General features: G+C 48.9%; 16 protein-coding genes. 1 reads left to right on the top strand and 15 read right to left on the bottom strand.

Features of this window, described 5'->3' with window-relative positions:
* Window positions 1-191: 191 nt before the first annotated feature.
* From KI236_RS01260 to KI236_RS01230, 7 genes are all read right to left on the bottom strand, one after another.
* Window positions 192-1,529: a virulence-associated E family protein gene (locus KI236_RS01260; RefSeq protein ID WP_008394605.1), complete on the bottom strand. Its 1,338-nt coding sequence runs from the start codon at window positions 1,527-1,529 to the stop codon at window positions 192-194.
* Window positions 1,498-2,142: a CHC2 zinc finger domain-containing protein gene (locus KI236_RS01255; RefSeq protein WP_025544160.1), complete on the bottom strand. Its 645-nt coding sequence runs from the start codon at window positions 2,140-2,142 to the stop codon at window positions 1,498-1,500. The genes KI236_RS01260 and KI236_RS01255 overlap by 32 nt, the downstream gene beginning before the upstream one ends.
* 66 nt (window positions 2,143-2,208) lie before the next feature.
* Entirely contained in the window at window positions 2,209-3,783 is a 1,575-nt protein-coding gene (mobQ, locus tag KI236_RS01250; RefSeq protein WP_212818624.1) for a MobQ family relaxase, read from the bottom strand.
* Between the two features lie 186 nt (window positions 3,784-3,969).
* Window positions 3,970-4,308, bottom strand: a complete 339-nt coding sequence (locus KI236_RS01245) for a helix-turn-helix domain-containing protein (protein ID WP_003509323.1) — start codon at window positions 4,306-4,308, stop codon at window positions 3,970-3,972.
* A gap of 525 nt (window positions 4,309-4,833) precedes the next feature.
* Entirely contained in the window at window positions 4,834-5,130 is a 297-nt protein-coding gene (locus tag KI236_RS01240) for a DUF3847 domain-containing protein (RefSeq protein WP_005927679.1), read from the bottom strand.
* The gene (locus KI236_RS01235; RefSeq protein WP_005927681.1) at window positions 5,123-5,464 is read right to left on the bottom strand and encodes a DeoR family transcriptional regulator; all 342 of its coding nucleotides are present in this window, start codon (window positions 5,462-5,464) and stop codon (window positions 5,123-5,125) included. Before KI236_RS01235 ends, KI236_RS01240 begins: the two co-directional genes overlap by 8 nt.
* Window positions 5,461-5,649 (bottom strand): hypothetical protein, encoded by a 189-nt coding sequence (locus KI236_RS01230; RefSeq protein ID WP_005927683.1) that lies wholly within the window; start codon window positions 5,647-5,649, stop codon window positions 5,461-5,463. Before KI236_RS01230 ends, KI236_RS01235 begins: the two co-directional genes overlap by 4 nt.
* Before the next feature lie 483 nt (window positions 5,650-6,132).
* On the opposite strand from KI236_RS01230, the gene KI236_RS01225 reads away from it, so the two are divergent.
* Window positions 6,133-6,939, top strand: a complete 807-nt coding sequence (locus KI236_RS01225; RefSeq protein ID WP_005924756.1) for a helix-turn-helix domain-containing protein — start codon at window positions 6,133-6,135, stop codon at window positions 6,937-6,939.
* A gap of 61 nt (window positions 6,940-7,000) precedes the next feature.
* Here KI236_RS01225 and KI236_RS01220 read toward each other — a convergent pair whose 3' ends face one another.
* The 8 genes from KI236_RS01220 to KI236_RS01185 form a co-directional block, all read right to left on the bottom strand.
* Window positions 7,001-7,963 (bottom strand): DUF3658 domain-containing protein, encoded by a 963-nt coding sequence (locus KI236_RS01220; protein ID WP_005927687.1) that lies wholly within the window; start codon window positions 7,961-7,963, stop codon window positions 7,001-7,003.
* Between the two features lie 29 nt (window positions 7,964-7,992).
* Window positions 7,993-8,370, bottom strand: coding sequence for a TnpV protein (locus KI236_RS01215; protein WP_212818621.1), 378 nt, complete (start codon window positions 8,368-8,370; stop codon window positions 7,993-7,995).
* Window positions 8,330-8,602, bottom strand: a complete 273-nt coding sequence (locus KI236_RS01210; RefSeq protein ID WP_002593556.1) for a helix-turn-helix domain-containing protein — start codon at window positions 8,600-8,602, stop codon at window positions 8,330-8,332. The genes KI236_RS01215 and KI236_RS01210 overlap by 41 nt, the downstream gene beginning before the upstream one ends.
* Before the next feature lie 283 nt (window positions 8,603-8,885).
* Complete coding sequence (locus KI236_RS01205) at window positions 8,886-10,496, bottom strand: recombinase family protein (RefSeq protein WP_002569232.1); 1,611 nt, start codon at window positions 10,494-10,496, stop codon at window positions 8,886-8,888.
* Between the two features lie 111 nt (window positions 10,497-10,607).
* Window positions 10,608-10,796 (bottom strand): transposon-encoded TnpW family protein, encoded by a 189-nt coding sequence (locus KI236_RS01200; RefSeq protein WP_002569233.1) that lies wholly within the window; start codon window positions 10,794-10,796, stop codon window positions 10,608-10,610.
* On the bottom strand, window positions 10,793-11,647 hold the full coding sequence (locus tag KI236_RS01195; protein WP_002569234.1) for an ATP-binding protein: 855 nt from the start codon (window positions 11,645-11,647) through the stop codon (window positions 10,793-10,795). The genes KI236_RS01200 and KI236_RS01195 overlap by 4 nt, the downstream gene beginning before the upstream one ends.
* Entirely contained in the window at window positions 11,644-12,393 is a 750-nt protein-coding gene (locus KI236_RS01190) for a phage replisome organizer N-terminal domain-containing protein (RefSeq protein ID WP_002569235.1), read from the bottom strand. The genes KI236_RS01195 and KI236_RS01190 overlap by 4 nt, the downstream gene beginning before the upstream one ends.
* Window positions 12,383-12,595 carry a hypothetical protein gene (locus tag KI236_RS01185; RefSeq protein WP_002569236.1) on the bottom strand — a complete coding sequence of 71 codons (213 nt, stop codon included), beginning with the start codon at window positions 12,593-12,595 and terminating at the stop codon, window positions 12,383-12,385. The genes KI236_RS01190 and KI236_RS01185 overlap by 11 nt, the downstream gene beginning before the upstream one ends.
* Between the last annotated feature and the right edge of the window lie 131 nt (window positions 12,596-12,726).

Below are 12,726 nucleotides of genomic sequence, written 5' to 3'. Positions count from 1 at the left end.
CGAAGTCCGGCAACGGGCTTCAAAAGACCTTGCAAACAATCTCAATCTGGCGTTGATTACTATTTATACTTTTCTTTTATTTTTCTGTTGTTTTGGTTGTCAGAGAGGGAAAAAGCCCGGAAATAAGGGATTTTCCCCGGCAACCGGCTCGGCAACGGGATAGCAACGAAGTCGGCAACGGGCTGTCATTTTCAGAATGGAAGCTCCATCTGCTCTGTGACCTCCACAAAACCGTCCATAGATTTTTCGGGCGGGTTGTCGGTGTCCGTTGCCGGGATTTCACGCTCCCAGCCCTTTTGTCTGCCGTATTCCGCAAACATCCTCGGATTGGAAAAGTAGTTCCACCCGGTAATGCACTGGTTCATTATCTCGTTGATTTCCCGGATTTCCCATTGCTTCGGCTCATCAAAGGTGTGGTTTAAGGCTTCCTTGTAGAGCTGCTTGGAGCAGACCGTTTCCCCGGTGTACTTATCAAGGTAAGCCTGTATCATCCCGGCTTTGGTGTCCTCCGGCATAAAATCCCGCTGGTGTTCTTTGAGATACCGCTGCATGGCTGGGCTGAATGACAGCTTGAACATGCCGCTTCGGTAAATCTCCATTGCTTCCGCCCACATCTGGCTGATATAGGCTCTGGAAGCGGCTTCGTCCTCCAAAATGTGAACCTCGGCTTGCTCCGGGTACACCATGACCGGGATAAATCGGCGGTTGCCGGAACGGTCAAGGGGGAGAAAGTCAAGGGCGTTGGAAGTGCCGCCGAACACGCATTGACGGGGGCGGTCTGCCGGGTGAGTTTCATAGGGAATTTTGTAAACCTCTTTCTGGCGGCTTAGAAAGGACTTGATTTCCTCAATGCTCTTGGCATTGGCGGTTGCCATCATTTCCGACATTTCAATTATCCAGTGACCTTGCAGCTTGCGGTACACGTTATCATCGTCCAGCTTCCGCAAATCATCGGAAAACCACTCGTCCCGGACTGCCAGCAGCCGGAAGAAGGTGGATTTGCCAGCCCCCTGACCGCCTACCAGACACAGCATGATTTCAAACTTGCTTCCGGGCTTAAATGCCCTTGTAATCGCCCCCAGCATGAACAGCTTCAAGGCTTCATAGGTGTAATCGTCCACATCAGCTCCCAGAAAGTGCCGCAGACAGAAGCGGATGCGCTCAGTCCCGTCCCATGCAAGGCTGTTCAGAAAATCCCGGATGGGGTGGTACTTATTCTCATTCGCCACAATCCCGATGGCGGTTTCAATCTTTTTCTCACTGGTAAGCCCGTAGGTTTCCTCCAGATAGAGAAGCAGATACTTCATGTCCGTATCGGTCAGGGCTGTGCTTTCTCTGTGAAAACCGATGGGCTTTATGATGTCCTTGCGGTCGGTCAGGATGTTGTAGGCGATTGCCCCGGCAAGCACAGGGTCACGCTGGAATACGGTCAGGCAGTTCCGTATGCTCTGGCGGACGCCGCCTTTCTCGGTGGTTTCCAGAGTTGCCTTTACTTCCTCAACGCTCTGGGGCGGCTGCATGGCGTTCATGGTGTTTTTTAGTTCTTGCTGCGTCTGCGGCTGCAAGCTCTGCCATTCGCTGTTCAAGCTGTATCACATCCTTTCCGTAGTCCATAATCAAAACCGCTTTTTCCTCTGTCTCCCCGAACAGCAGCACATCCAGCAGATATTCCACATGGGCTTGCTTCTGCAAGGCTTCCACGAACCGGGGATGAAACGCTTCCTCCGGGGAGTGCGGGGCATAGTCGGTTTTCCATACCCGTAAGAGGTGTAGATAATCGGCAAGGACACGGAAGCAATGTGCCTTTGCTTCCCGGAACTGTTCTTCCGGGGATTTCTGCCGGGGCTTGGGCTTCCTTGCCCTGCCCGGTGGCTTCCAGTCCTCATAGGCAAGCCCGAAGTCACTCGCCAACTGTGCGGCGGCTTCCTTTTTCCCCAGACCGTACAGGGCAGCTACAAAATCAATCACATCCCCATCTGCACCACATCCGAAGCAGTGGAAACGCTTGTCCAGCTTCATGCTGGGGGTCTTATCGTTGTGGAACGGGCAGCAAGCCATCCCGTTTCTGTTTACCCGGATTCCGTAATGCTCCGCAGCCTGTCTTGTCGTAACGGACTGCTTCACAGCTTCAAATACATTCAAATCAATTCCTCCTTGTAAAAAAGAAAAGGCACTTATCATTCTCAATCTGAAAATGGCAAGTGCCTGTTAAAGTTCCATATCCTGTTGTTTGTGTTTCGTCTGCGCCGGGGCGTTTTTCTGTGCTTTCTTCTCGTCAGCCTTATCCTGCAAGACTTCTTTGAGGGGCTGCTTCTTGGGCGGATCTTTGCTTTCCTCTGTGCCGGGTGTGGCTTTCCGTACCCAGTAGCGGATGTCCCGCAGCTTCTTCAAATCTTCCTGCACCTCGGTCAACGGTACTTTCAAGTCTGCGATTTCGCCCACAAGCTTCGCCTGTTCCTGCAAAAGCTCCTTTTTCGTGCTGTCCTTATCATCCGGGTGCTTGGCAAGGTAGGCACTGGCTTTCTCAAACCGGGCAACCTCCGGGTGTTCCAGCTTGAATTTTTCCTTAGTTTTCTTGAAAAATATCTTCTGGTATTTCTCATAAACGGGCTTACATTCCTTACAGTCCGTCCGGGCGGCAAGGATAGCGTCAATCACGTTGCTGCGGGTTTCCTTTGGCTTCATCTGCTTTCGGTAGTCGGCGGCAGATTTCCCGGACGTTTCTATAAAGTTTTCCAAATCCTCCACGGTGGAAAGTCCCTTTCTCTGAAGATAGGACAGGGCTTCGCTGACTGCCTTTAAGTCTTTGGAAGTTCCACGGTTTTGTCCCGCCCGTGTCCAGTCGCTCCGTTCTGCCTTTCGTACCTCCATGTACTTCATCAACAGATTGGGAAGAAATACCGCTTCCTCCGCAGCTTTTTCCGCAAGCAGTTCTTTTCGTTTTTCACTAAGCTCGATAATCCAGCCTTTGAGATTTTTAATAAGCTGCCGGATAGACTTCATCAGGCTGTTGGCGGCTTTGATTTCCCGGTTCAGATTTCCGATGTTGGTCTGAATCCCTCGCTTTTCCATCTGCCGGACAGCAGCACCCTCATGGACGGTAGGGATAATATCAAGCCCCTGTCTTTCATAAGAACGGAGATCCACCCGCTCCGGGCGGTTGTTGGCTTCCAGATAGCGGTTCTGGATGATCTCCCATTCATGCCGCCAGATTTCACAATACTTGCGGTCGTTCCAGTCAACCGTATCTTCCTTGTGACTTTTCCATCTGCCGGACGGAAGTTTTATCCGTTCCCCGTTCTCGTCAAGGTCATAAACCTTGCGGCTCTTGGGAAGCCATTTCCCATGTTCATCCATTGCCCGCATAGTCAGCATGACATGAGCGTGAGGGTTTCCGTCCCCTTTGTCATGGATGGCAAAATCCACGCACATTCCTTTGGAAACAAACTGCTGATTGCAGAAATCCCGGACAAGGGCGGCGTACTGGTCGGGCGGTATCTCTCTGGGGATGGTAAGCACCCACCGCCTTGCAAGCTGGGAATTCCATTGCTTCTCCACCGCTTCGGCGGCGTTCCATAAAGTATTGCGGTCTGCATACGACCGTGGGGCATTTGCCGGAAGCAAGATTTCATTGTGGACGATACCACGCTTTTCCGGGTAGTGCTTCACTTCCTGATCGTATCCACAGAACAGCTTTTCGCCGCTCTGGTAGGCAGCGGCGGCAACCGCAGACTGCTGTTGGCTTCGCTGCACAATCGAGATTTCGTTGTGTGGACAGGGCATTTCGTGTCCCTCCTTTCGGTAATTGGTGGATGGGGTGGCGTTTTACCACCTCATTTGGGGCAGAAAAAAAGCAGGAGACCTTTTCAGATTTCCTGCTCGGTGGTGCCGCCGGTGGGCGGCTGGTATTCAGTTTTGAAAGTTCGGGTCAGGGTGGCCCGATGATGAAATAAAATATCTGCATGAAGATTATTCAACTTCTTTTAGTAATTCTTCAACAGAAATACCGTAAAGTTTTGCAAGTGCAAAAAGATTTGATGTGGAAGGGTCGGATGTTCCATTTTCCCATTTTGAAACAGCCTGCCTGCTAACACCAATCGTTTCAGCAACAAATTCCTGCGTCATTTTGCACTGTGTTCTGTGTACTTTGAGTGCTTCACCCAACGATTTCCTCACTACGGATTTTTCCTGCCGTACATCTTTTGAATGGATATATTTGAGTAATGCACGAACAATAAGGGTAAGCAAACCAACAAAGATACATAAGAAAATTATTCCAACGATTATCATAAATACGGTTACTTTCATTTGACCACCTCCTAATGTTGCTGTTGGCTTCATTTCTCTGTACGGATATATTTAAGCAATGCACGAATAACAAGGATAAGCAAGCCGACAAAGATACATGAGAAAACTATTCCGACTACAATCATAATGATGTTTACTAACATTTGGATGACCTCCTTTCTTTGTTGGCTTTATTCTATCTGAATTACCGTGTTGCTACCACCAACTATCAAGCAATTATCAGTTGCATATCGGTTGCACAATGATAGCGTTCTGTTTTTTGACCTTATTATACTAAATTACCGTAGATAAGGATAGCTCGACTGATAAAACTTGCTGGACGGGAACAGCTTGCAGCGCAAGGTGTTTCCGGGCGGCAAGTCCACAAAAGGGTAGCTGGCGACAGCCAGCGCAGGGGAAGCGTAGCGTCCCCTGTATGATTTGGAGCAGACCATGACTGCGGAAAATCACAGCCCTCCGGCGAGGAGCCTTCGGAGAACGCAATGCACCAACCTTTGGGTGGTGTATAATTGCGCCCTTAGTAAACTAAGGGGGTTCCGGCATCTCCCGTTCCAGCAGTTTTTTCAATAGTTCCTGCGTGTCCTGTCTGTGAAAAATGAGTTTCAACAACAGCATGACATCATCATCTGTCAGGCGTTCCGGCTCTTGCAGAAAACTTTCCAGCATACCGCCACGGGTACAGAGCCGGTGCGTCCGTTCCTTTCGGGTAAGCTGTTTCAACTGGTGCTGCAATGCCTTTTCATCATTGATGGCTTTCCGCAGTTTCTTTTCGCTTTTTTCCAACTCCCGATTGAGTTTTTCCAGCTTTGAGGTATCAGGCAAGGGCAGCGTCCTCCTTTCCCGGTATCAGCACATAAATCCGGTTTGGTTCTCCAATGCCCTGACGCACCCGCATGATAAGTCCGGCAGTTTCCAGTTCATTCAGAGAACGCTTGACCGTCATGGAGCTGCGGGACAGGACTGCGGCAATGGCTGTGACAGGGAAGCAGACAAAGAGGATTCCGTTCTCGTCCTCCTGCCCTTTGGAGAGCATAGCGTCCAGCATCCGGCAGTACATGACCTTTGCGGTGCTGCTGACTGGAAATCCTGTCAACGCTCTGGGAAAAGGCATACAGGGCGGCAATGGTGTGTCTATCGTCATAAATTCAAAATTCATTCTGTGTGTTCCTCCTTTTTCTTTGCTCGTTTGGATAAATAACAGGGGCAGTCAATCACAACCGCCCGGAAGCTCTGCTTGCACCCATGCTGGCATTTCCGGCATAATTCGTTGTAAGTGACACGCCCCCGGTCATTGAGGTAAAAGGAAAGCTCATACTTCCTCTTTTTGCTCATTCTCGGCATATTGCGCTTCCTCCCGTTTTAGTGTATGGTTTCGGGGCGATTTTCGGTAAAATTACAGCCATAGAGCCGCTTAAAATCTCCCGAAGTATCAGCGATAGGGTAGACTGTCCCCCTATCAGATTGTTGTGTTTCGGTATCATTTCGGTGTCAGTTCGCCAGTTCTCCCCGGTGTCGTTCCTCCCCTGAATCTCACAGCGGCGTATCGCTCCCTTTGGTACGCTCGTTTTGGTCAGGGTTCCTCCATATCCCTGCCAAAATTCATGGCGCTACATCGCCGGGGAAGCATATCCCACACAGGCTGGTCATTCGATTGGAATAATCCATCGATGAACTACCTGTATCATAGAACATTTTTGTGCCCTGTGCCGTATGTCCACAAAGTAGGAATTAAGGGTAAAAATCAGAAATTTCCACGATTACGGAAAGTGTGATATAATCCAGATAAGCGGCAGCAATGAAACCGTTGGAAAGGAGCGTGTGCCCATGAAAGGAGCAACAAGCATACAGGAACGCCTTTGGGAACTCCGCAAGGACAAAGGCTTAAATCTGGAAGAACTATCAAAACTAACGGGTATTTCTAAATCAGCCCTTGGCAGTTATGAAAAAGAAGATTTTAAGGAAATCAATCATGGCAACCTTATCACGCTGGCAGACTTCTATGGGGTTTCCGTCGATTATCTGCTGTGCCGGACAGAGAACAGGGAGCAGATCAACACGCCACTGACGGAGCTGCATTTGAACGATGAAATGGTTGCACTTCTGAAAAGCGGTCGGATCAACAACCGTCTGCTCTGCGAACTTGCCACCCATAAGGACTTTATCAAGTTTCTTGCGGACATTGAGATTTATGTGGATGGGATTGCCACCATGCAGATTCAAAACCTCAACACCCTTGTCGATACTGTCCGACATGAAATCATAGAACGGTATCGCCCTGGCGAAGATGACCCACATTTGAAAGTGCTGCAAGCCGCCCATATCAGTGATGATGAATATTTCAGCCACATGGTTCTGGATGACCTAAACCTGATTATCCGGGATATTCGGGAAACCCATAAAAAGGATAGTGAGAGTGCGCCCCAGACCACTGTTGCCAATGAACTGAAAGAAAATCTGGAAGCGGTCGAAAATTTCAAGGGCAGCCGTTTGGAAAAACTGGCAGTGCTTTACTGCAAGCAGCTCGGTATCAACTATAAAAATCTGTCAGATGAAGAATTTCGCTGGCTTATTCGGATTCTCCAAAAATCAAAGAAAACGGGAACGCCTATCAACCAGAGGAAAAAACGGTAAAGGAAAACCGCTGTTGCATGGTTTGTTGGATTCCATGTAGCAGCGGTTTGTGCTGTGGTTATTACTTCATTCGTTTTCTTAATATTCGGCGATAATTTGTTTCTCCCTTTGGTGCGTCCTGTATAATTTCCAACACACCATCTTCAAGCATTTTATCAATGCGATTGGAAATCCATACATCACTAATTCCAAGTTGATATTTTCCTAAAACATTACCTATGACAATAGCCATTTTGAATTGCTCTGGCTGTTCCGCAATTTCACGAAGAATGAAACTATCATATATATCTTCTGAAACGCTTTGCAATTTACCATTTAACATTGCACGCAAAGGTGCATTTTCATTTTGAAGTTGATTCCATTTCATAGCACAAGCTGAAAGAAATACAGGATTAGCTTTCTCTTGTAGAGTTATATAGTTTCCCCATTCGCCAGGAGAGACCTCGCCCCATGCTATTTTGGATGTCATAGTATTTTCTTTTCCATATTCCCATGTAGGTAACTTAACCAAATAAATTGTTGTCTGGCAGTTTAAGGGTTGAAGTTGTTTCATAAGCCAATACATACCACAAAGCTCATCTGGATTATAGCTATACCAAATGCGAATTTCTTCCCCAGCTACATATCGTTCAATCACTGAGGTCAATGTAGTTTTAATTTTCTGTATTTTTTCTTCAACCTGATAATCTAAATCCTCTACAAAGCAGACAGACAGCATTTTCTTGAAAACATTTTTCCGCTGTTCGCCAATTCCATTATCAGAAATATCTCCCACACTAAGAGCCATATCAAAACAATAAACATCACAGCTCTTGCCTCCCAATGGAATAGCATTCTCCCAAGCAATGCGTTCTTGTTCCTGTGCTTGAAGCTGTGCTTTTTTCATTTCATCTGAAGATGGAACACTCCCGTCTTCATGCCTCATAAATATTGAAACAGCACTTCCTCTATACTTTCCCTTGCCGTAAGTTTGGGCAATTTTCAAACTTCCACAGGCACTTTCACCAAATACAATTTCAATCATCTTATATACCTCCGATTTAATTGCTCCCGTTATGAATAAATCATCTCATGCAAAACAATTTCTTCTGCCCGGTTATGAATGTTATTGCAACGCTGCACCCATTCCATTTGGTGGGTACGCTTCAATTCCTCGGTTACGCCCTCGGCAGTTTTCATCTGCTCCATGATGGCGTCTAACCGTTCCTGTGCCTGTTCGTTCAGGTCTGCAAGATATGTCCACAATTCCCCGGTCAGTATCAATGTATTCAATCTGGCTGGGTGGACTTCCCTTAAATATTCCCGGTGCATCCGTCCGTACTTTCCGATAGGGCGGTGTTCCTCCGGCAGTTTCAAGTCCGGGATGTAATAATCTCCGACAAGGATATAATCAATTCCGTTTTCCGTTATTCTTGGTTTCAATTCGCTCATGTTCCTTACCTCCTGTGGAAGCAGGCTCGTCTGGTACTAACTCAATCACATCGGTAATCTCACAATTCAGCGTTTCGCAGATACGGGCTAATGTATCCATGCTGATGTGCTTTCCCTCTTTGCTCATGTTGGCAATCATATTTGTTGTCATACCAGCGGCAAGCCTTAAATCCTCTTTTCTCATATCACGCTCTAACAGTGTGTGCCAGAGTGGCTTATAGCTGATGTGCATATTGTTTTCCTGCCTTTCTATCTATACCACCGGGGCGGCTGCCCCGGCAGGAACTTTTCTCTTATTATAGCACCAATCTTGTGAAATCACAATTTATTCTTGTAGCCTGCCGCTGATACCGTCTGGATTGTGCTTTTCCTTTCGTTTTTTGTTCCAACTAATTAGCCATGAACTGCTTCATGCCCTGAGATTTTACTGATGTGCGATAAAGAAGTAATAGAAGTGTAAAAAATTTTGCCGTTCCTATCCGGCACTTGCGCATTGTGTCGGATAGGTCGGGCGGTTATTCGGGCAAGTCCACCTTGCCAACAAAAGAATAATAAATCTCAATGTCCTGTCTGCGGGTCTTGTTCTCGTCATAGCTGCACTCATGCACAACGATTTTCTCTACAAACTCCCGCAGCAGAGTAGGGGTAAGTTCTTCAAAGCTGGTATGCCGCCGGACAACATTCATAAACTTTTCTGCGTTCACGGTGGCTTCCTGTGCTTTGGAAAGCTCCGCTTGAATAGCAGCGGCTCTTTCTTTCAGCTCCCGTTGCTCTGCTTCATAGTCTGCCGACAGCTCTGTGAAACGCTCGTCTGATATGCGCCCGGTCACGCTGTCCTCATACAGCCGCTTGAAGATAGCGGATAACTCGGCTATGCGTTTCTCGGAGGCTTCCAGTTCCTTTTTCTTGGCGGCGTTCCTGCGTTTGCCCCCGTCCTCGTTCTGCTCAATCAAGAGTTTCATAAACCGGGCTTCATGCTTTGCCGCATAGCTGGTCACTTTCCGCAGATTGGAGAGTACACCAGCGGTCAAGAGGTCGGTGCGGATAAAGTGCGCCGTACAGTCATGGGTGCGTTTCTTGTAGTTGCCGCAGATATAACAGTCCTGCTTGCGCTTGTCCGTCTGGTATCGCTGCTGATACATCACGCTGCCGCAGTCCGCACAGAACAGTATGCCGGAGAACAAACCCACTTCATCATAGCGGTTTGGGCGTTTGCGCTGTTTGCGAAGCTCCTGCACCCGTTCCCATGTTTGGGTGTCTATGATAGGCTCGTGGTGGTTCTCGAAAATCACTTGCTTTTCCGGGGGATTTTCTACACTGTGCTTGACTTTGTAAGAAAGTTTTTCTGTCTTGAAATTTACCAGACAGCCTGTGTATTCCCGGTTTTCAAGGATATGCACTACGGTATTGGTCGCCCACTTGCACTCATAGCCGGGGTGGTAGCGGCGGGTGCTGCCCGTCCTGCGGTATTCAAGCGTTCCCGGCGTGGGGATTTGCTGCTCTGTGAGCATACGGGCTATCTTGGTCGGACCATTCCCGGCAAGACAGAGGTTGTATATCTGCTTGACTACGGGTGCAGCTTCCTCGTCAATAATGAAATTTTCATCCTCGTCCATGAGGTAGCCATACACAGGCTTGCTTGTGATGGGCTTGCCATTCATGCCTTTTGAGCGTTTTACTGCTTTGATTTTCTTGCTCGTATCTCTCACCAGCCATTCGTTAAAGATATTCCGCAGCGGGGCAAAGTCATTGTCGCCCTGTGCGCTGTCCACTCCGTCATTGATAGCGATGAAGCGGACACCTTTCTGTGGGAAAATCATTTCCGTGTACATTCCCACTTGCAGGTAGTTTCGCCCTAACCTCGACATATCCTTTACGATAACTGTCCCGACTTTTCCGGCTTCAATGTCCGCAAGCATGGCTTGAAAACCGGGTCTTTGAAAGTTCGCACCAGAATAACCGTCGTCCGTGTACCAGCGCAGATTGGAAAAGCCGTTCTGCTTTGCATAGGTTTCAAGGATACGCTTCTGATTGGAAATGGAATTGCTTTCGCCTTGCAGCTCGTCCTCATGGGATAGTCTTGGGTAAAGGGCGGTAATTGGTTGTTGGTTGGTCTGTCTTAACATAAAATCCTCCGTTTCCGACAGCCAGCCCCACTATTCCGTACCTTGATTGTACCACATGGGGCGGCTGTCTGTATAGCGGCAAAAGCGTCAAATCTGCTTCTTTATGGTCGGTCAAATCGCCGTTTTTTGTGTAGCAGCTTCCGCTTCCAGCACTTTCATCATCTTGTCGGCTGCGGTGTCGGTTGCGCCCTGCTTGAAGAAGCCGGAAACGGTAAGGACGGAGTTGCCCATGCGGATTTCCGTCACACAGTCCGGGCGGCGGTCTGTTTTGGTGGTGCTTGTCTGTTTCGTTTCTGTCATAGGCTCTCCTTTCGCTGCTTCATCAGTTGCTTTAAGCGTTCCAGCTTTTCCTGTGCGGTTTCCTTTCGGAAGTTGCTGCCCGTGAAGCGGACGGGGGCGCACATGGAAGTCAGCCTGTCATAGATACGGGCGTGGGGCGTGTCCTGCGGGTGCTGCAATTCCTCCAGCGTGAGGTTGGTCGTGGCGATCAGCGGCTTGCCGCTTCGGTAACGGCTGTCAATCACGCTGTAAACCTGTTCCAGCCCGTATTCTGTTCCTCGCTCCATACCGAAATCATCAAGTATCAGCAGAGGGTAGCTGCAAAGGCGGGAAATATATTCGTTCCTGCCCTCAAAGCTGGCGGCAAGGTCACCCAGTATCGTTGCAAAGTTTGTCATGCAGACGGCAACCTCTTTTTCCATAAGGGCGTTGGCGATACAGGCGGCAAGGTAGCTTTTTCCCGTCCCCACGCCGCCCCAAAACAGGTAGCCGATATTTTCAGCCTGCATGGTTTCCCAGCTCTCCACATAAAAGCGGGCGGTTTCGGTCTGCGGGTTTCTGCCGTTGTCATGCTCAAATGTCCAGTTCCGCATAGCAGGGTCGGTAAAGCCCCGGCGTTTCAAGTCCTCCACTTTTTCAAGGTGCTTCTGTCGGCTTTCGGCGGCTTGCTGCTTTTCACGGGCTGCCCGCTGGCAGTCGCACTCTGCCGGGTGGCGGTCACGCCCGAAACAAGTCTTTCCCTCTGCAAAATAGGCTTCTTTGGGCGTATGGCACTTACCGCAGTATAAAAGCCCGTCCTCGCCTGTGTAGTCCTCCGCTTCGGCGGTAGTGGCTGTAATGTCCGTAATCATAGCTTCAATTCCGTTTTTCATAAGCTCTCGCCCTCCTTGCATGAATAATCGGGTATGCCCTGTTTCGGGGCAGCCTTGCCTTTGGCAGCGTCCTCCTGCGCCCACTTGTAAATGGTGGCTGCATGGCTGTGGTACTGTTTCCCGGTGGAAGCGATATGGCAGGAAAGCCGGTCAATATAATACTCCCACTTGTCGGGCAACTCTGTTTTTAGCCCGGAAAGCTCTGTATCGGTCAGTATCACATTGTTGTATCTGCCATAAGCGGCGGGGGCGGGGTGTCCCGTTTCTCCCTCTCTCTCTTTTTCTATCTCTATCTCTTTCTCTAACTCTATCTCTATCTCTGGTGGACGAATGTCGGACAAATGTCCGCCTTTTGTCCGGGGCGGTAAAAGTGCCTTGTTTTCCAGTCTTGCAGCCCGTTTCCGCTCGGCTTCGGTAGAGGACTGTCCTATCATCAGCTCAATGTCGGTCATATAGAAAGCCCCGCTGTCAAGCTGCTCCACAAGCCCCAACTGCCGGAAAATCTCTAAAGCCCTCTCAACCGTCCCTATCTGGTGGCGGGTCAGTGTCGCTATCATCTGCGCTGTGTAGGGGATATGCTCGTCAAGCTGCAATTTCCCGCCGTTTTTCAGCGATTTTAAGTACAGCTTCAAGAGGATATTGGAGTATAAAATCCCGTCTTTCATATCTTCCAGCAGCACAATGGAGTCGCTGTCAAAAAAGTTCTCTTTCAGCTTGAGGTAGTAATACTTGCGGTTATCTGCCATTGTCCCTGTCCTCCTTTTTCCGGCGTTTGGAGTAGTAGTGGGGGCAGAGTATGATAACCGCCCGGAAGCTCTGCTTGCAGCTATGGGTACAGCCCCGGCAGAGGTCATTGTATGTGATACGATCGCAGGTGGAATTCCCGACTTTCACTTGCCGCAGGAAAAAAGACCATTCCAGCCGCCGTTTCTTGCTCATTCTTGGCATGGGTGCGCTCCTTTCTGCCGTTTCCGCTGGTGTGGCGGTATCGGCGGTAATTCTGTATCATCTCGGTATCATTTTCGGGTTTTTTCTGCCCTATAAGCCCGTTAAAAAATCCTTTGGTATTTGCGGATAGG

It is taken from the genome of Vescimonas fastidiosa, assembly GCF_018326305.1.
GTDB classification, from domain to species: Bacteria; Bacillota; Clostridia; order Oscillospirales; family Oscillospiraceae; genus Vescimonas; species Vescimonas fastidiosa.
Note: the sequence above shows the minus strand (reverse complement) of the source record. Positions and strands in the feature narration are given on the sequence as shown.

Bases quoted from the DNA above. Each gene is read 5' to 3' on its own strand.
- KI236_RS01260 (WP_008394605.1), bottom strand. From the start codon at position 1,529: ATGAACGCCATGCAGCCGCCCCAGAGCGTTGAGGAAGTAAAGGCAACT.
- mobQ (WP_212818624.1), bottom strand. From the start codon at position 3,783: ATGCCCTGTCCACACAACGAAATCTCGATTGTGCAGCGAAGCCAACAG.
- KI236_RS01245 (WP_003509323.1), bottom strand. From the start codon at position 4,308: ATGAAAGTAACCGTATTTATGATAATCGTTGGAATAATTTTCTTATGT.
- KI236_RS01235 (WP_005927681.1), bottom strand. From the start codon at position 5,464: ATGAATTTTGAATTTATGACGATAGACACACCATTGCCGCCCTGTATG.
- KI236_RS01230 (WP_005927683.1), bottom strand. From the start codon at position 5,649: ATGCCGAGAATGAGCAAAAAGAGGAAGTATGAGCTTTCCTTTTACCTC.
- KI236_RS01225 (WP_005924756.1), top strand. From the start codon at position 6,133: ATGAAAGGAGCAACAAGCATACAGGAACGCCTTTGGGAACTCCGCAAG.
- KI236_RS01220 (WP_005927687.1), bottom strand. From the start codon at position 7,963: ATGATTGAAATTGTATTTGGTGAAAGTGCCTGTGGAAGTTTGAAAATT.
- KI236_RS01215 (WP_212818621.1), bottom strand. From the start codon at position 8,370: ATGAGCGAATTGAAACCAAGAATAACGGAAAACGGAATTGATTATATC.
- KI236_RS01210 (WP_002593556.1), bottom strand. From the start codon at position 8,602: ATGCACATCAGCTATAAGCCACTCTGGCACACACTGTTAGAGCGTGAT.
- KI236_RS01205 (WP_002569232.1), bottom strand. From the start codon at position 10,496: ATGTTAAGACAGACCAACCAACAACCAATTACCGCCCTTTACCCAAGA.
- KI236_RS01200 (WP_002569233.1), bottom strand. From the start codon at position 10,796: ATGACAGAAACGAAACAGACAAGCACCACCAAAACAGACCGCCGCCCG.
- KI236_RS01195 (WP_002569234.1), bottom strand. From the start codon at position 11,647: ATGAAAAACGGAATTGAAGCTATGATTACGGACATTACAGCCACTACC.
- KI236_RS01190 (WP_002569235.1), bottom strand. From the start codon at position 12,393: ATGGCAGATAACCGCAAGTATTACTACCTCAAGCTGAAAGAGAACTTT.
- KI236_RS01185 (WP_002569236.1), bottom strand. From the start codon at position 12,595: ATGCCAAGAATGAGCAAGAAACGGCGGCTGGAATGGTCTTTTTTCCTG.